Annotated in this window: 14 protein-coding genes and 1 rRNA gene; 5 read left to right on the forward strand and 10 right to left on the reverse strand. The window is 67.4% G+C overall.

What is annotated here, in order from left to right:
* Positions 1-2: 2 nt before the first annotated feature.
* The 4 genes from AB0M22_RS41205 to AB0M22_RS41220 are packed head-to-tail and all read right to left on the reverse strand — an operon-like array spanning position 3 to position 4,922.
* Positions 3-1,001 (reverse strand): ABC transporter permease, encoded by a 999-nt coding sequence (locus tag AB0M22_RS41205; protein ID WP_364738524.1) that lies wholly within the window; start codon positions 999-1,001, stop codon positions 3-5.
* Complete coding sequence (locus AB0M22_RS41210; protein ID WP_364738526.1) at positions 998-2,494, reverse strand: sugar ABC transporter ATP-binding protein; 1,497 nt, start codon at positions 2,492-2,494, stop codon at positions 998-1,000. Before AB0M22_RS41210 ends, AB0M22_RS41205 begins: the two co-directional genes overlap by 4 nt.
* Positions 2,491-3,588: a sugar ABC transporter substrate-binding protein gene (locus AB0M22_RS41215; protein ID WP_364738528.1), complete on the reverse strand. Its 1,098-nt coding sequence runs from the start codon at positions 3,586-3,588 to the stop codon at positions 2,491-2,493. Before AB0M22_RS41215 ends, AB0M22_RS41210 begins: the two co-directional genes overlap by 4 nt.
* Positions 3,585-4,922 carry an enolase C-terminal domain-like protein gene (locus AB0M22_RS41220; protein ID WP_364738530.1) on the reverse strand — a complete coding sequence of 446 codons (1,338 nt, stop codon included), beginning with the start codon at positions 4,920-4,922 and terminating at the stop codon, positions 3,585-3,587. Before AB0M22_RS41220 ends, AB0M22_RS41215 begins: the two co-directional genes overlap by 4 nt.
* A 213-nt stretch (positions 4,923-5,135) precedes the next feature.
* Here AB0M22_RS41220 and AB0M22_RS41225 point away from each other — a divergent pair, with 213 nt between their 5' ends.
* Both AB0M22_RS41225 and AB0M22_RS41230 read left to right on the forward strand, forming a co-directional pair.
* Positions 5,136-5,912, forward strand: coding sequence for an SDR family oxidoreductase (locus AB0M22_RS41225; RefSeq protein ID WP_364738531.1), 777 nt, complete (start codon positions 5,136-5,138; stop codon positions 5,910-5,912).
* Positions 5,909-7,141: an alpha-hydroxy acid oxidase gene (locus AB0M22_RS41230; protein ID WP_364738533.1), complete on the forward strand. Its 1,233-nt coding sequence runs from the start codon at positions 5,909-5,911 to the stop codon at positions 7,139-7,141. The genes AB0M22_RS41225 and AB0M22_RS41230 overlap by 4 nt, the downstream gene beginning before the upstream one ends.
* A 2-nt stretch (positions 7,142-7,143) precedes the next feature.
* Here AB0M22_RS41230 and AB0M22_RS41235 read toward each other — a convergent pair whose 3' ends face one another.
* Together AB0M22_RS41235 and AB0M22_RS41240 are read right to left on the reverse strand one after the other, a co-directional pair.
* Entirely contained in the window at positions 7,144-8,211 is a 1,068-nt protein-coding gene (locus tag AB0M22_RS41235) for a diacylglycerol kinase (protein WP_364738535.1), read from the reverse strand.
* Complete coding sequence (locus tag AB0M22_RS41240) at positions 8,208-9,002, reverse strand: SDR family oxidoreductase (protein ID WP_364738537.1); 795 nt, start codon at positions 9,000-9,002, stop codon at positions 8,208-8,210. The genes AB0M22_RS41235 and AB0M22_RS41240 overlap by 4 nt, the downstream gene beginning before the upstream one ends.
* A 124-nt stretch (positions 9,003-9,126) precedes the next feature.
* Between AB0M22_RS41240 and AB0M22_RS41245 the strand changes: the two genes are divergently transcribed.
* Positions 9,127-10,005, forward strand: a complete 879-nt coding sequence (locus AB0M22_RS41245) for a helix-turn-helix domain-containing protein (RefSeq protein ID WP_364738539.1) — start codon at positions 9,127-9,129, stop codon at positions 10,003-10,005.
* Here AB0M22_RS41245 and AB0M22_RS41250 read toward each other — a convergent pair whose 3' ends face one another.
* Positions 10,006-10,146 (reverse strand): alpha/beta hydrolase fold domain-containing protein, encoded by a 141-nt coding sequence (locus AB0M22_RS41250; RefSeq protein WP_364738541.1) that lies wholly within the window; start codon positions 10,144-10,146, stop codon positions 10,006-10,008.
* A gap of 63 nt (positions 10,147-10,209) precedes the next feature.
* Between AB0M22_RS41250 and AB0M22_RS41255 the strand changes: the two genes are divergently transcribed.
* Positions 10,210-11,505: a DUF2786 domain-containing protein gene (locus AB0M22_RS41255; protein WP_364738543.1), complete on the forward strand. Its 1,296-nt coding sequence runs from the start codon at positions 10,210-10,212 to the stop codon at positions 11,503-11,505.
* A 2-nt stretch (positions 11,506-11,507) separates the two neighbouring features.
* Here AB0M22_RS41255 and AB0M22_RS41260 read toward each other — a convergent pair whose 3' ends face one another.
* On the reverse strand, positions 11,508-12,521 hold the full coding sequence (locus AB0M22_RS41260) for a LysR family transcriptional regulator (RefSeq protein ID WP_364738545.1): 1,014 nt from the start codon (positions 12,519-12,521) through the stop codon (positions 11,508-11,510).
* Positions 12,522-12,677: 156 nt separating this feature from the next.
* On the opposite strand from AB0M22_RS41260, the gene dnaE reads away from it, so the two are divergent.
* Entirely contained in the window at positions 12,678-16,232 is a 3,555-nt protein-coding gene (gene dnaE / locus AB0M22_RS41265; RefSeq protein WP_364738547.1) for a DNA polymerase III subunit alpha, read from the forward strand.
* A gap of 16 nt (positions 16,233-16,248) precedes the next feature.
* On the opposite strand, the gene AB0M22_RS41270 is transcribed toward dnaE, so the two are convergent.
* Complete coding sequence (locus AB0M22_RS41270) at positions 16,249-17,382, reverse strand: hypothetical protein (RefSeq protein ID WP_364738549.1); 1,134 nt, start codon at positions 17,380-17,382, stop codon at positions 16,249-16,251.
* Between the two features lie 159 nt (positions 17,383-17,541).
* Positions 17,542-17,633, reverse strand: a 5S ribosomal RNA gene (rrf, locus tag AB0M22_RS41275); the annotation flags it as partial.

The following is a 17,633-nucleotide window of genomic DNA, read 5'->3' on the forward strand; positions in this document are numbered from 1 at the left end:
GCTCACTCCTGCCGTCGCCCGCTGGCGATGCGAGTGATCACCAGGGCGACCAGGATCAGCGCACCGTTGATGAACTTCAGCGAATCGGCGCTGACTCCGCCGTAGGACAGCAGCTTCTGGATCAGCGTCAGAATCAGCACGCCGAAGAACGCGCCGAGCACCGACCCGCGCCCGCCGTTGAGTGCCACACCGCCGATCACACAGGCCGCGAACACCTGGAAGATCATCCCATCGCCCTGGCTCACCTGCACGCTGGCGAACTGCCCCGAGTAGATGAGCCCACCGATCGCGGCGAGCCCGCCCGCGACGATCAGCACGGCGATGACGACGTTGTCGGTGCGGATGCCCGCGGCCCGCGCGGCGGCCTCGTTTCCGCCGACGGCGTAGAGGGCACGCCCGGCCGTCGTATAGGTGAGCACGAGATAGCCGACGAGGAACAGCGCCAAGCAGAGCGCCACATCGACCGGTACGCCCGATATCCGCGTGTTCCCGAGCCATTCGACCGACGGCGGAATCTTGGTGAGGGTGAAGCCCTCGGTGAGGAACGTGAGTAGCCCGCGCAGCGCGATGAGCATCGCCAGCGTCACGATGAAGCCGTTCAACCCGAACCGGACGATCAGCACCCCGTTCAGCGCACCAACCGCGAGGCCGACCAGCAGGGCGATCGGAATGGCCATCCACGGTGCGGTCCAGGTGTAGGCGCCGACCTTCGCGGTGCCCATGGTCGCCCAGATCGCGACGCCGGGGGCGAGCCCGAACGTCGACTCCAGCGACAGGTCCATCCGCCCGACCACCAGCACCAGCACCTCGGCCAGCACGATGAGCGCGATACCGCTCATCGAGGTCAGCACATTGGTCAGGTTCGCCGAGGAGACGAAGTTGGTGTTGATGAAGTATCCGACCACCAGCACCAGCAGGATCGGCGGCACGAGCAGGAAGTCGCGCAGCGCACCCCAGCGCACCGTGGCCGGCCGACGCCGGGTCGCAGCGATCGCGGTCATGAGAGTCCTTCCATCGCGGCGACGAGTTCCTTGTCGCCCCAGCCCTGCTCGAATTCCTGCACGATCCGGCCCTGCACCATCACCAGGACCCGATCGCAGTCCCGCAGATCGTCCAGCTCGTCGGAGACGACCAGGACGGCGGTCCCCCGGTCCGCGGCGTCGCGCACGACGCCGCGCAGCGTCTCCTTCGACCGGACGTCGACGCCCGCCGTCGGCGTGATCAGCACCAGCACCGCGGGGTCGGTGGCGAGCGCGCGAGCGAACACCACCTTCTGCTGATTGCCGCCGGACAGTTCGGCGACGCTCTGGTCGGGGCCATCGGTCTTGATGCCCAGATCGTCGATGACCTTGCCCGCCACCGAGTTCCGGGCTCGGCGGGACAGCAGACCCAGCCGACCCAGCTGACGGGGCACGGTCAAGGTGGCGTTGTCGGCGACGCTCATCTCCGGGATCAGGCCTTCGTCGTGCCGATCGCGCGGCACGAAACCGATCCCCGCTTCGAGCGCGGCGTGCACTCCGCTGCGGCGCAACCGATTGCCGGAGACGAAGAGGGAACCGGCGGTCGCCCTGTGTAATCCGACGATGGTCTCGGCGACCTCGATCCGGCCGCTGCTGCCGCCACCCGCGAGGCCGACGATCTCCCCCGGCCTGACCTCGAACGCCACGTGATCGAATTCGCCTGCCCGCGCGAGCCCTTCGACCCGCAGCGTCGGCGCGGCCGTCTGGTCGGGGTCGCGCCGCGCGACCGGTGTCTCGAGCTCCACCGAATCGCCGGTCATCGCGGCGATGAGTTCCCGCTTACCGAGGTCGGCGACCGGCGCGGTCACCACGTGCCTGGCATCCCGGAAAACGGTGATGTCCTGGCAGATTTCGTAGGTCTCGTCCAGGTGGTGGGAGATGAACAGGAAGGTGACGCCCTGCTTCTGCAAGTCCTCGATGCGGCCGAACAGCCGCTTGATCGCGGGTCCGTCGAGTTGCGCGGTCGGCTCGTCCAGGATGATGAAACGGGCCCCGTGCGAGAGCGATCGCGCGATCTCGACCAGCTGGCGATGCTCCACGGACAGGTCCCGGGCGACGGTATCCACCTCGACCGGCACCGACCAGGTGTCGAGCAGCTCGCGGGCTCGCCCACGCACCTTGCGCCAGTTGATGATTCGGCCGCCGAAACCCTGGCTGTTCACGAACAGGTTCTCCGCCACCGACAGATCCGGGATGATCGTCGACTTCTGATACACGCACGCCACCCGGGACCGCCAGCCGTCCCGGTCGGCGGGCGACGGCGCCGGGAGACCGTTGAAGCGCACCTCCCCCGCATCGGGAGTCGCGAGTCCGGTCAAAATCGAGACCAGGGTCGACTTCCCGGCGCCGTTGCGCCCCACCAGCGCGTGCGTCCGGCCCGCCTCGACCCGCAGGCCGACCCGGTCGAGCGCGATCACGTTGCGGCCGAACCGTTTCGACACGTCGATCGCCTCGGCGATCGGTTCGCCGGTCATCCGCCGTGACCCCACAGACCGGGCGCGGTGGTGTTCACCGTGTCGAGTTCGCCGACCTTGCCGCCGTTTCGGGTGACGACGGGCGCGGACAGCTGATCCTCGAGCGTGCCGCCGACGCCGGTGTCGATGATCGTCGAGCCGTGGTCGGTCGGTCCCGGGCTGAACTTGCGGCCGTCGACGGCGGCCTTGGCGTAGAACGCCGCGTACTGCGCGTAGAGGTCGGCCGGCTGGGAGATGGTCGCGTCGATCTCGCCCGCCTCGATGGCGTCCAGCTCGGCCTTGATGCCGTCGTTCGACACGATCGTGATGTGCCCAGGCGCACCGGCTTTCACCAGTTTGTTGCTGCGCCGCAGCAGCGCCATCGTCGATTGCAGGAATACGCCGCCCGCCTGCATGTAGATGCCGTTGATGTCGGGGTCGGTCAGCAGCTTGTCCTGGAGGCCCGAGACGGCGCGGTCGCCCTTCCAGTCGGTGGGGATCTCGATCACCTTGATGCCGGGGTATCGCGTCTTCATGCACTCCGCGAACGCCTCGGACCGATCGCGTCCGTTGATCGAACTCAGGTCGCCCTGGAATTCGACGACTTTGCCTGCGCCCTCGAGGGTTTCACCGAGGTAGATGCACGACTTCGTGCCGTAGGCGCGATTGTCCGCGCGCACGACCATGTACACGCCGCCGCTGTCCGGCCGGGTGTCCACGCTGACCACCGGCACGTTCTTGGCGGCGGCCGCGGTGAGGGCGGGCTTCACCGCGGCGGTGTCCTGCGGCGCCATGATGATCGCCTTGACGTTCTTGGACAGCAGGGTGTCGACGTTCGATTTGAGGCGGTTCGCGTCGTTGTCGGAGGAAGTGTTCTCCAGCTTCACCCCCGCGGCAGCCGCTTTCGGGCCCAGGTAGCCCGCGTAGGCGCTCCAGAAGTCGGAGTCCGAGCGGGGCTGGTCCGCGCCGACCAGCACACCGTTGTCGGCGCCGCTGCCCACGGTGACGACGGGTGCGCCGGGACCGGTCCCGGTGGACTCCCGGGTGCAGGCAGCACCGGCGGCGATGACCAGTGTGGCGCCGAGGGCTACGCCGATGAGGCTGGCGGTTTTCATGAGTTCTCCTGCTGTCGGGTCGGGCGGACCTGCGGATCCGCGCGCCACGCGGCTCCGGTCGGATAGGTGAAGTCGCGCAACGAGTCCGGCCGCATCTCCGCGCTGAAACCGGGCTCGCGCGGGGCGCGGTAGCGGCCGCCGACCACGCGCACCGGATGCCGGAAATGCTCGTGCAGATGGTCGACGAATTCGATCGCGCGGTCGTCGGTGGTTCCGGTGATCGCGACGTAGTCGATCATCGCCAGGTGCTGGACCAGTTCACACAGTCCGACGCCGCCCGCGTGCGGCACCACCGGAACGCCGAACTTGGCGGCCAGCAACAGAATCGCCAGATTCTCGTTCACGCCGGCCACCCTGGCCGCGTCGATCTGCAAGATGTCCACCGAGCCGGCTTGCAGCAGCTGTTTGAACAAGATCCGGTTCTGGCCGTGCTCGCCGGTCGAGATCCGCACCGGGGCAACGCGTTTGCGGATCGCGGCGTGGCCGAGGATGTCGTCCGGACTGGTCGGCTCCTCGACCCAGGCCGGATTCGCCTGCGCCAGGCGCGAAATCCAGTCCACGGCGGCGTCGACGTCCCAGCGCTGATTCGCGTCGACGGCCAGCCCGATGTCGGGTCCGATCGCCTCCCTGGCCACCTTGATCCGGCGCACGTCCTCCTCGACGTCGCGGCCGACCTTGATCTTGATGGTGCCGAACCCGTCGGCCACCGCCTGCCGGGCCAGCCGGGCCAGCTTGTCGTCGGAATAGCCGAGCCAGCCCGGCGAGGTCGTATAGGCCGGATATCCGATGTCCAGCAGCCGAGCCGTCCGCTCGGTCTTACCCGGCTCGGCCCGGCGGAGGATCGCCAACGCCTCGACCGGGGTGAGCGCGTCGGTCAGATAGCGGAAGTCGATCAGGTCGACGATCTGCTCCGGCGACATCTCAGCGACCAACTGCCACACCGGTTTTCCGGCCAGCTTGGCGGCGAGGTCCCACGCGGCGTTGAGTACCGCGCCGACCGCCATATGCATGACGCCCTTCTCCGGTCCGAGCCAACGCAATTGGGAATCGGCGGCGAGGTCGCGGGCGAATCCTCCGAGGTTCCCGGCGATTTCGGCCACCGAGCGGCCGAGCACCAGATGCTCGAGCGACTGGATCGCGACCCGTTGCACATCGTTGCCGCGCCCGATGGTGAACGCGAATCCGTGCCCCTGCGGACCCGTCGGATCGTCGGTCCGCAGGATCACGTAAGCGGCGGAATAGTCGGGGTCGGGGTTCATCGCGTCCGAGCCGTCCAGCTCGCGCGACGTCGGGAACCGGACGTCTAAGGTGTCCAGCGCCGTGAGGTGCGCCATGGGGGGATCCTCGTTCCAGATAGTGATCTGGGTCACGACTATACATCGGATGTCTGTTCGCGCAACGTGAGATGGAAGATTCGTCAATCCTGGTTGCGCAGTGGCAATCTGGCGCGAGCCGCGCGGATTGGTGTTATGTTCGCCGGTATTAAACATCGGACCTGTCCGGTGACGTGCCTCGCGCACCGGAACCGAGGTGAGAAGGTGGTCGGTATGTCGTCGCATGACCCGCTCGACGGACTGGTAGCAGTGGTTACCGGGGGCGCGTCCGGCATCGGGAAGGCGGTCACCGAGTCGCTCGCCGCGGCCGGCGCACGGGTGGCCGTCCTCGATCTGAACCCCGCCGACGCCTCGGAGGTCGCGCTGCGGTGCGATGTCGCCGACGACGACTCGGTGCGCGGCGCGATCGCGGGCGTCGTCGACACCTTCGGCCGGATCGACATCCTGGTCAACAATGCGGGCATCGGCGCGCAGGGAACCATCGCGGACAACCCCGACGACGAATGGCGGCGGGTGTTCGAGGTCAATGTGTTCGGCACGGTGCGCGTTTCCCGCGCCGCACTCCCCTCTCTGCGCCGGTCGCCGGCCGCGGCGATCGTGAACATCTGCTCGATCGCGGCCACCACCGGGCTGCCGGACCGCGCGGTCTACAGCGCGAGCAAGGGCGCGATCCTCTCCCTCACTCGTGCGATGGCCGCCGACCATCTCCGGGAGGGCGTTCGGGTGAACTGCGTCAATCCCGGCACCGTCGACACGCCCTGGGTGCAGCGACTTCTGGCGTCGAGCGCGGATTCCGATGCCGAGCTGGCCGCGCTACAGGCCCGGCAGCCGCACGGGCGGCTCGTCACGGCTCAGGAAGTCGCCGGGGCGGTCACCTATTTGGCCGGTCCGGCGGCCGCGTCCATCACCGCGACGATGCTGGAGGTCGACGGCGGGATGCACTCCCTGCGCTTGCGTGCGGCGGCGCAGGTGGCCGGGGCGGCGCGATGACCGCGCGCAGGCTGCCGCGGCCGCGCGAGCTGGCGCCGCTGGTCAAGTTCAAGCGTCCGTTCGGCGGGCGGGCAGGCAAACTCGCTCGCGCGCAGACGATCTGGGATCTGCGCGAACTGGCGCGCAAGCGCACGCCGAAGGTCGCGTTCGACTACGCCGACGGCGCCGCCGATGCCGAACTCAGCCTCGCGCGAGCGCGGGAAGCGTTCTCCGACATCGAGTTCCGGCCGGCGATCCTGCGCGACGTCAGCAAGGCCGACCCGTCGGTCCAGGTGCTCGGCCGGACTTCCGCGCTGCCGTTCGGTATCGCGCCCACCGGGTTCACCAGAATGCTGCACACGGCGGGCGAATTGGCGGGAGCGCGGGCGGCTGAACGCGCGGGCATCCCGTTCACGTTGTCCACCATGGGAACCACCGCGATCGAAGACGTCGCCGCACGAACCGGCGCCGACGCCCGCAACTGGTTCCAGCTCTACATGTGGACCGACCGTGATCGCTCGTTGGCGCTGGTCGAGCGCGCCGGCAACGCGGGATTCGACACACTGGTCGTCACGGTCGACGTGCCGGTGGCCGGAAACCGGATGCGCGACGTGCGCAACGGCATGACCATCCCGCCGTCGATCACGCTGACCGGCGCGTTCGACGCCTTGCGCAAGCCATCGTGGTGGTGGGACTTCCTCACCACCGAGCCGCTGTCGTTCGCCTCGCTGGATCGCTGGTCGGGGACGGTGGCCGACCTGATCGGCGTCATGTTCGATCCGACCGTCACCTTCGACGACCTGGCCTGGATCCGGGAAACCTGGCCGGGCAAGCTGCTGGTGAAGGGCGTGCAGACGGTGGACGACGCCAAGCGCCTGGCCGGGCTCGGCGTCGACGGCGTCGTCCTGTCCAATCACGGTGGGCGGCAACTGGATCGCGCGCCCGTCCCGCTGCACCTGCTGCCCAGCGTGGTCCGCGAGGTGGGCGACGACCTGGAGATCCACCTCGACACCGGCATCATGCACGGCGCCGACATCGTCGCCGCCCTCGCGCTCGGCGCACGCTTCACCCTGATCGGGCGGGCCTACCTGTACGGGTTGATGGCCGGTGGTGAGGCCGGGGTCGACCGCACCATCGAGATTTTCCGCACGCAGGTCGTCCGGACCATGAAGCTGCTCGGCGTCGGCTCGGTCGAGGAACTCGAGCCGGCGCACGTGCGATTGCTCGAACGGTATCGAGCGCGCGAATAGGGTTACCGCTGTGCTGGTTTGGTGATCAGCGGCAGATCAAGGGCGGTCAGGATGCCCGCGGGCGCCTCGACCACCGCGGGGATGGCGTTGACGATGCGCATGGCGGTGGCGAGCAGGGTGGCGTGGTTGTGGTCGCCGTTGTGGCTGGAGGTCACCAAATCCATGGCGTAACTGGGTTCGCCGGTGATCTCCACGCGGTAGGAGCCCTCGTGGTGGGCGGGTTGCGGCCAGTCCGGGCAGAGGTCGGGGTGCAGGCGGGTGATGTGTTCGAGGACCGTGACCGGGGTGTCGCCGACCATGCCGCGCACCTCGAAACGCAGTGCGGCGGCGGTGCCTTCGGCGATGTGGCCGGTGGCGATGTCGAAGGCGTGGGTGGCCGGGATGCGCTGGTAGGTCTCGGTGACGGCGTCCAACGTGACGCCGATGCCCGCGGCGAGCTGACGGACGGTGCCGCCCCAGGCGAGGGACAGCACGCCGGGCTGGAGCAGCATCGGGATGTCGTCGAGCGGTTTGCCGAATCCCATGATGTCGAACATGACCTCGCGGTTGTCGTAGCTGGCGTAGTCGACGATCTCGATGCAGCGGAGTTCGTCGATGCGCAGGCAGGTACCCGCGAGGGCAAGCGGCAGTAGGTCGTTGGCGAAGCCCGGGTCGATGCCGTTGACCCACAGCGACGAATTGCCCTGCGCCGCAGCGTCCTGTATCGGCTTCAACAGTTCGTCGGGCAGGACGCCGTAGGGGTACTGGAAGAACACCGGGGCGCACGCGACGACATTGATTCCGGCCCTGAGGATTCGTTGCAGGTCGCCGATGGCGTCCATCAGGCGGTTGTCCGTCATCGAGCAATAGACGACGCAGTCGGGTTTCGCGGCGAGGATCGCCTCGGTGTCCGTCGTCGCGGTCACGCCGACCGGATGTTCGAGCCCGGCAAGGCTTCCGGCGTCCGCTCCGTCCTTCTTCGGGCCGGAGACCCATACGCCGGACAGTTCCAAGTCGGGGTTGGCGATGACGCCGGCCAGGGCGTGCCTGCCGACATTGCCGGTGCCCCACTGCACTACGCGATAGGTCATGTCAGATCCGGAATCGGGAGGTCGAGGTTCGGGGTGATCAGGCCGCCGTCGGGTTCGAGGATCTTGCCCGTGACGTACTTGCCGGCCGGGGACACCAGGTAGAGGGCGGCCGCGGCGATGTCTTCGGGGTCGCCGATGCGGTGCAGCGGTGTCTTGGTTTCCAATTGGGTGCGCATCGCGTCGTTGCTCGCGACGATCTCCAAGGCAGAGGTCAGGATCGAGCCCGGCGCAATGGCATTCACCCGGATGCGCGGATTCAGGTCCAGGGCAGCGAGTTTGGTGTAGTGCGCGAGGGCGGCCTTGGCGGTGCCGTATGCCGCGAAGGCCCGGCCAGGCAGCCTGCCCATGGTCGAGGTGATGTTGAGAATCGAACCGCCACCGGCGGTTTCGAGGATGCGCGGCACCGCCGCCCGGACGAGGGCGTGCGCGTTGGTGACGTTGAAGTTGAACGCGTCCACCAGCGCCTGCGGGGTGGTGTCGAGCAGCGGGCACGGCATGGCGCCGCCGACATTGTTGACCACGATGTCGAGCCGGCCGAACCGCTCCACCGCGATCGCGGCCAGCGCCGCGGTGGCCTCGATATCGCTCAGGTCCGCGGGCACCACGTGCGCCTGGCGGCCCACCGCGGTGATCCGCTCGGCGACCTCGTCCAACTGGCTCTTGGTGCGGGCCGCGATGACGACGTCCGCGCCCGCCTCGGCGAACGCCACCGCGATCGCCGCCCCCAGGCCGCGGCCCGCGCCCGTCACGATGGCGACCTGCCCGTCTATGCGGAACCGATCCAGAATCATTCGCGCTCCATCCATGCCGTCCCGACCCCACGCAGACCTGCGGTTGTCGAATATTCGACAATCAATGCACTAATATTCGACACATAGTAGGTCGCTCGCCCGAGCAGAAACAAGGGGTTCCGTCATGCCGGACCGATCCGCGTCCCCGCCGACGCGCCGTGTCGTCGACATCGTTTCACTGCTCGCTACGTCCACCGAACCGATCAGCATCGCTGGGATCGCCGAGCGGCTCGACATCGCCCGGGCGACGGCCACCGCGATCCTGACCGAGCTGGACGCGGCCGGGTGGGTCGGCCGGGACGCGCACCGCGGGTATGTGATCGGCCCGGCCCTGGCCGGACTGCCCGGTGCCGCACTCCCCCACGGAGTCGGCGCGATCCTCGCGACGCTCGCGGCACGGACGGGCTCCGGGGCGACGTTCAGCCGGATCGAGCCCGACCGGCTCACCGTGCTCGACGTCCGGCACGGCACCGACCGGGTCGTGCCGGGAATCCCTGCCGGACATCGCATTCCACTCCAGTTCCCGGCCGGGGCGAGCGTGATGCCGTGGCGTTCGGCGAGCGAGCAGAACGCCTGGACCGCGACCGCCGCCGGTGCGGACCGGCGCACAGCCGGCACGTTGCTCGCGCTCGTCCGCGACCGTGGGGTCGCCGTCTTCCGGCCGCGCGCCGACGACGCGGGCATGGTCGACCTGCTCGCCGATCTGCTCGGCGCGGTGGGATCCGAACTGCTGCAACCACATCTGCGCACCCGCGCCCTCCGCCAGCTCGCCGCGCTCACGTCACGGCCGTTCACCAGAGCCGAATTGGACTCCGACGACGCCCTTCCGGTGAGTTACCTCGCCGCACCCGCCTTCGACGCGACCGGCACCGCCGCCTACGAGGTGCAGCTCGGCCCGCTGCGCTCCGAGGCCTCCAAACCCGAACGGGACGAATACATTTCGGCGACCCTCGATGCCGCACGCCAACTGACCACAGCGCTTTCCCAAGCGACGCACCGCTGATCAGGCAGGCTCCTGCGGGAGGAAGGTGCTCCTCCTGCGGCGCGACCCCTGTTCCGGCAGCCAGCGACAGGCCGTGAGCGCGTCGTCGACGACAGCGGGGAAGACCGCCTCGGGCGCCAGCCGATAGTCCGGTGACCGCAAGCCGGTGGGGTGTCCTATCGTTGCCAGGGGTTTTGGCGCTGCTGGAATGTGGACGGGGCGGGTATGGGTAAACAGAATCGGCGGAAACGTACGGGGCGGCGGCCGGAGAACGGCGCGGCCAGCGCTTCCTGGTCTACGCAGCAGGAGTCCGCGGCTCCGGTGGACGCGGAGCAGATCGCCAATGCGTTGATGGCGGCAGCGATGGAGACCGCGCAAGGCGCATCCTCGGCGGCTGGACGCTGTGCGACGGCACTTGCCGGAGACGGTCCGCTGAGCGCACAGGTGGAGCACGGCGCGGATCTCGCGGGTCAGCACATCATCACCCGGGTCTTTCAGCACGGCTGGCTGCCCGAGGACGTGCACCAGGCCGCGCGGCGGCACGTCGACGAGTACGCGGTCACCCTGCTGACCGACGTGATCGCCGCGTATATGCAGCCGTTCGCCGGCGTACCGGTCGACGAGACCTGGCGTACGCAGGTGGACGCGCTCGATGCCGTCGTCTGGTGGTCGTCCTCGGCGCCGCACCTCGGACAGTGGGCGGCGAAGCAGCTGCTGACCCCGGTCGAGGCGGTCACCACCGTGGTGCAAGCGCTGGCGCTGCTGATCCGGCTGCCGCGGCTCGAACTCATTCGCCCGCTACCCGGCACCGCGCAACCGAGCGCTTCGGCGCATCACCATGTCGACGAGAAGATCCTGAGCCGGGTCCGCGGGTTGCTCGCGAAGGCCGAGTCGACCACGTTTCCGGATGAGGCCGAGGCGCTTTCGGCGAAAGCACAAGAGTTGATGACCAAGTACGCGGTCGATCGCGTGCTGGTCGACGCGGACACCTCGATGCCCGATCTGCCTGGGGCAGCGCGGATCTGGCTGGACACGCCCTATGTCGACGCCAAAGCGCTGCTGGTCGACGTGGTCACCGACGCCAACCGCTGCCGCGCGATCTTCTCCTCGGCCTGGGGGTTCATGACCATCGTCGGCGACGATGGCGACCTGGAGGTCATCGAGCTGCTGACCACCTCGCTGCTCGTCCAGGCCACCAGGGCGATGATCGCCAGCGGCAACCAGACCGAGCGCAGCGCCGACTCCCGCAGCCGGTCTTACCGCAAGTCGTTCCTGATCGCCTACGCCACCCGAATCGGCGAGCGACTGGCCGCGGCGAACGAGGCGACGATCGCGAAATCGGCTGACGCCGAACGACTTCTACCCGTCCTCGCCTCGCACCAGCTGAAGGTGGACAAGGCCTTCGACACCCTGTTCCCGGCGGTACGCAACCGCGGTGTCTCGATCCCCAACGCCAACGGCTGGGATGACGGGCGGGCCGCCGCCGACAATGCCGAACTCGGTGCGCGCGGCCGGAAATAGCGTTATCCGCGCACTGTGTCCGGCTGGGGCTCCAATGGGAACACGGCGCGGTCGAGGTCGGGTATCCAGCAGTCGGCCGCGATGTCGCTGTTGTAGTTCTCGCGGAAGTGGCTGACCAGGGCGGGCAGGTCCGGGTGGGTGTTGGTGACGTCCCACAGGAACGCATGCGGGTAGGCAGGTGTGGGATCCACGATCGGCACCCGCCGAATGTGCGGGTGCCAAGGGCTTTTGAAGCCGTCACCGCTGAACGTGGCCAGGGTGTCGGACGCGGCGATCCGGTCGACCAGGATCTCGATGGGCGCGGGGCCGCGCGTGGCGTCGGGGTTGCCGAGCACCTCGGGCCGCCGGGTCGTGTCGATTGCGATGCCGCTGAAATCGCTCAGGTCCCGGTAGTAGTCGGACCACTCGGACGGGACCGCGGCACCGGGCACCCACACAGTGAAGGCACGGATGTCATGCAGCGTCACCGCGGGCCGACCGGCGAGCGGATGATTTCGGCCGACCAGTAGGTGCAGTGGCTCCAAATACGCTGGGGCGGCAGCAATCTGGGCGGGCAGTGGACGAGGTCCGCCGTGTGCCCTGGCGAACGCCGCGTCCGCGCGACCGCTCAGTAACGCGTCGCGCGATGTGGTGAAGGCATTCGACAGGACGATCTCCGTATCGGTGCCGGGGTGGCGGTCGAGATAGAACTGTAAGGCCTGCATCGCGGCCTGTCGCTCACCGAGGACGGCCACCCGCAGCGGGCCCGGGTTGTCCCGTACGGCCGCGACCGCCTCGCCGACCATGGCCAGTAACGACCTGGCGTGCGGCAGCAGCCTGGCGCCGGCGGTGGTCGGGGTGATCCCGGTGTGGATCCGTTCGAACAGCGTTGCGCCCAACTGGGTTTCCAGCTTCACGATGCGCTTGGAGATCGCCTGCTGGCTGAGCCCGAGTACGTCGGCGGCCAGGCTGAACTGGCGGTGGTCCGCCGCGGCGACAAAAGCTCGGACGGCGGCTAGGTCGAGGTCTGTCGTCATCACCTCGATATACAACCATCAGTTGTATCCACGAGCATGTCTATTGTTCGACTGGCCGCATTTCACCTGGTCACATGGTGCCGAAAGCTGTGGCGCCCCGACTGTTCGGACAACCGGACAGCGAGCGCCACTCTCGTCGAGGGCACAGGTGATCCGATGACAGGCGCGTCTTTCGTGCATCTACACAACCACACCGAGTACTCGATGCTCGACGGCATGGCGAAGATGGGTCCGCTGTTCGCCGAGGCCGAACGTCTCGGCATGCCTGCGGTGGCGATGACCGATCACGGCAACATGTACGGGGCGGCGGAGTTCTTCCGGCAGTCGAAGCGGTCGGGGGTCAAGCCGATCATCGGGATCGAGGCGTATGTCGCGCCCGAGTCGCGGTTCTCGAACAAGCGGGTGTTCTGGGGTGATCCGGCGCAGAAGGGCGACGACGTGTCGGGCTCGGGCGCGTACCTGCATCTGTCGATGTTCGCCAGAAACGCGGTCGGCCTGCGCAATCTGTTCAAGTTGTCGTCGCTGGCGTCGTTCGAAGGACAGCTGGGCAAGTGGCCGCGGATGGACGCCGAACTGATCGCCGAGCACGCCGAGGGCATCGTCGCGACCACCGGCTGTCCATCCGGTGAGGTGCAAACCCGGCTGCGGCTCGGGCAATTCGACGCAGCCTACGACGCGGCGGGCCGGTGGCGGGAGATCTTCGGGCCGGAGAACTTCTTCCTCGAGCTGATGGATCACGGGCTGAGCATCGAACGCCGGGTCCGGGCGGATCTGCTGTCGGTCGGCGCGAAGGTCGGGCTGACGCCGTTGGCGACCAACGACTGTCACTACGTGCTGCGGGAGCAGGCGTCGGCGCACGAGGCGATGTTGTGCGTGCAGACCGGGAAGACGCTGTCGGATCCGACCCGATTCCGGTTCGACGGCGACGGCTACTACCTCAAGTCGGCGGCCGAGATGCGGGCGCTCTGGGACGACGAGGTGCCCGGGGCCTGCGGTGCGACCCTCGCCGTGGCCGAGCGGGTCGAGCCCTACGACGAGGTGTGGGAGTTCCGGGATCGGATGCCGGTGTTTCCGGTGCCGGACGGTCACACCGAGGACAGTTGGCTGCGTCGGGAGGTCGACGCGGGGCTGCGGTGGCGGCTCCCGGCGGGTGTGCCCGAAACCTACCGTCGGCGTGCGGAATTCGAGCTGGACATCATTCGAGACAAAGGGTTTCCCGCGTACTTCCTGGTGGTCGGCGATCTGGTCGCGCATGCCCGGCAGGCGGGGATCCGCGTCGGTCCGGGTCGAGGCTCGGCAGCGGGCTCGCTGGTCGCCTATGCGCTGGCGATCACCAATATCGATCCGATCGAGCACGGGCTGCTGTTCGAACGGTTCCTCAATCCGGAACGACCGTCGGCGCCGGATATCGATATCGACTTCGACGACCGGCGGCGCGGGGAGATGATCCGCTACGCCACCGATCGGTGGGGTGCGGACAAGGTGGCGCAGGTGATCACCTTCGGCACGATCAAGACGAAGGCGGCGATCAAGGACGCCGCGCGGGTGAATTTCGGTCAGCCCGGGTTCGCCATCGCCGACCGTATGACCAAGGCGTTGCCGCCCGCGGTGGCGGCCAAGGACATCTCGGTCGCGGGCATCACCGACCGCGGGCACGATCGTTACGGCGAGGCCGCCGAGGTGCGGGCGCTGATCGAGAACGACCCGGATGTGCGCCGAATCTATGACACCGCAGTGGGATTGGAAGGAATCGTCCGCGGTGCCGGCGTGCACGCGTGTGCGGTCATCCTGTCCAACGAGCCGCTGCTCGACACCGTCCCGCTGTGGCGGCGACCGCAGGACGGCGCGATCATCACCGGCTGGGACTACCCGTCGTGTGAGGACATCGGGTTGCTCAAGATGGACTTTCTCGGGCTGCGCACGCTGACGGTGATCGGGGACTGCCTGGACAACATCCGCGCCAATCGCGGTATCGAGATCGACCTGGACACCCTCGCCCTCGATGACGAACACGCTTACGCGATGCTCGCCCGTGGCGACAATCTCGGTGTGTTCCAAATGGATTCGGCCGGAATGCGGGAGCTGTTGCTACGGATGGCGCCCACCGAGTTCAACGATCTGATCGCGTCCAACGCGCTGTATCGGCCGGGGCCGATGGGGGTCGGTGCGCACTGGGCCTACGCCGACCGTAAGAACGGACGCGAGGCGGTCACGCCTATCCACCCTGAACTGGACGAACCGCTACGAGACATTCTGGCCGAAACCTACGCGCTGATCGTCTATCAGGAGCAGATCATGCAATTGGCGCAGCGGGTGGCCGGGTACTCGCTCGGGCAGGCCGATCTGCTGCGGCGCGCGATGGGCAAGAAGAAGCCGGAAGTGCTCGCCATGGAATTCGAGAACTTCCGGAAAGGCATGCGCGACAACGGATACAGCGATGCGGCGATCACGGCGCTGTGGGATGCGGTGCTGCCGTTCGCCGGCTACGCCTACAACAAGTCGCATGCCGCGGGCTACAGCCTGGTGATGTATTGGACCGCCTATCTGAAGGCGAACTATCCGGCGGAGTTCATGGCCGCGCTCCTCACATCCGTCGGGGACGACAAAGACAAGTCGGCGATCTATCTGGCGGATTGCCGTAAGCGCGGTATCCGGGTGCTCTCGCCTGATGTCAATCACTCCGTGGGGACGTTTTCCAGTGTGGGAGAGGATATTCGGTTCGGGCTCGGCGCTGTCCGCAATGTGGGTGAGCCGGTCGTGGCGGCCATTGTCCAGGCGCGGGAACGTGGCGGGGCGTTCGGCGGGTTCTCCGATTACCTGGCGAAGGTCGATGCGGTCGGGTGTGCCAAGAAGGTTGTCGAATCGTTGATCAAGGCGGGTGCTTTCGACTCGCTCGGTCATCCGCGTAAGGGGCTGCATCTGATCCACGGGGCTGCGGTCGACGCGGTGATGAACACCAAGAAGGCTGCCGCGCGTGGGCAATTCGATCTGTTCTCCGCCGAGAGCGATGCGGCCGATACGCTCGGTTCTGTTTTCGAGGTCCCGGTGCCGGATCACGAATGGGACAACCGGCAACTGCTCGCCTTCGAACGGGAGATGTTGGGGCTCTATGTCTCCGGCCATCCGCTCGATGCGGTCGCGCATCTGCTCGCCGCTCGTTGTGATACCCCCATCGTCACGATCGCCGAAGGTCGGGTACCGCACGGTCGGCAGATCTTGGTGGGCGGCATCGTGGCTGCGATCGATCGACGGGTGACGAAGAAGGGTGAGCCGTGGGCGATCGTGCGGTTGGAGGATCTGGATGCGAGCACCGAGGTTCTGTTCTTCCCCGCGGCCTACGCTTCGGCGGCGACCGTTCTAGCCGAGGATGCCGTCGTGGTGGTCTCGGCCCATGTCAGTATTCGGGAGAACCGGCTGTCTGTGCTCGGCGATCAAGTCACGGTTCCCGATCTGGGCGGGCTCGCCGTGGGAAGCCCGGTCACTGTGACGATTCCGGTCTCCGCCTGCACACCTGAGAATGTGCGCACGCTGCGTGAGACGCTCGAACGTCACACGGGGTCGGTAGAGGTTCGGATCAGGCTCGTCGGCAAGGCCGGACCGCAGTTGCTCGCGATCGATCCGAAGTTCCGCGTCGCTACCTCGCCGGCGTTGATGGGTGAACTCAAGGCGCTGTTCGGGCAGGCATGTCTGGTCGCCGGCTCAATGGGGTGAACGAATTCTGAAGTCGCTACTCGACCTTCTCGAAGGGCGTGGGACTTTGGCCGGTCCAGCGATACAGGTGGGCGGTGCCGGTTTGTTCGGTGCTGCCAGCCGATTTCACGGTTCCGGACGTGGCGACGTAGTAGCGGCCGTCGCCCAAGGAGATCAATCCGTATGGAGCGTGGAACTGCCAGCCTCGGGTGCCGGAACGGTCATCCTGCTGGCCGCCCGGGGCCAGCGACAGCACTTGCGCCTGTTCGGGTCGGGTTTGTCCGATCAGGTCCTGGCGTTGGGGCTGCTGCTTCGTCTCGATCATGAAGAAGGGGTAGTTGGGGAACTGCGGCTTCTTGCCCGGGTAGACGGCCAGGAACCAGTTGCCGGTGTGCCGATCGAACTCGAGGTTCTGCACACCGAAGGTGGTGTTTCCGGTGCGGACGAAGTACTTGCCGTCGGGCGCCGCGGGTCCGCTCGTGTGCGGGGATCGCTGGGTGAGCGGCCGCTCGTAATCGCGCCAGCGGCTGGTGTCGTATTGGAGGATTACCTGGTAGTCGTTGTCATTTCGGCTGTTCTCGGCGTAGATGCCGTAGGCGACGGTGAGCTTCTGGTCGCCGTCGCGGCTGCCGAAGGCCGGCCCGAAGGCCACGCCGTCGATGCCGCTGCATCCGTAGCGGTGGTCGGGGGTCGCGGCCGTGTCGCCGTCGAACTTGCCGTCGCCGTTCATGTCCGCGGTGTAGTCGGCGACCACCTCGCGCAGATACACCGTGCTGACGATGCCGGTGGATTCCGCGTTCATGTTCGGTTCGGTGATCCGGTCGACATCGATGATCGCGATGTAGAACGCTTGCGCGGCTTTGTATTCCAGTGAGCCGTAGACGCGGCCGTCCCGCTCGTCGAAGGCGAGATCGCCCAGGTGGCCGGTGAATCCGGTCAGGGTGCCGAGCACCGTTCCGCGCAGATCGGTCTTCACCAACAGGTCGGTGAACGAGAAGTACATGAACCCGTTGCGGGTGTCGATCGCGATGCCCTGTACGTGGCCGGATTTCCAAGTGCCGCCGAATATTTCGTTCGGCAGCTGCTGGGGTTCGGCGCCGGCGGGCGGCAAGGCGGTCAGCGCTGCCGCGAACAGGGTCAGCAAACCGAGACGCAGTATCCGGGCCAACACGGGCACCTCCATCGTCGAACGACGTCGATGCGGTGAGGTTAGGCCGGCGAACCTACCGCGTATCGACCACGCGGAGAACGGCATTCGACGGGCCGGTGAGCGGAAGGTCGGAAAACGACGAAAGCCCCTGACCGAAGTCAGGGGCTTTCGCGAAATATGTTCCGGCGGTGTCCTACTCTCCCACACCCTGTCGAGTGCAGTACCATCGGCGCTGGCAGGCTTAGCTTCCGGGTTCGGAATGGGACCGGGCG

Origin of the sequence: Nocardia sp. NPDC051756, from assembly GCF_040681495.1 — a bacterium.
GTDB lineage: Bacteria > Actinomycetota > Actinomycetes > Mycobacteriales > Mycobacteriaceae > Nocardia.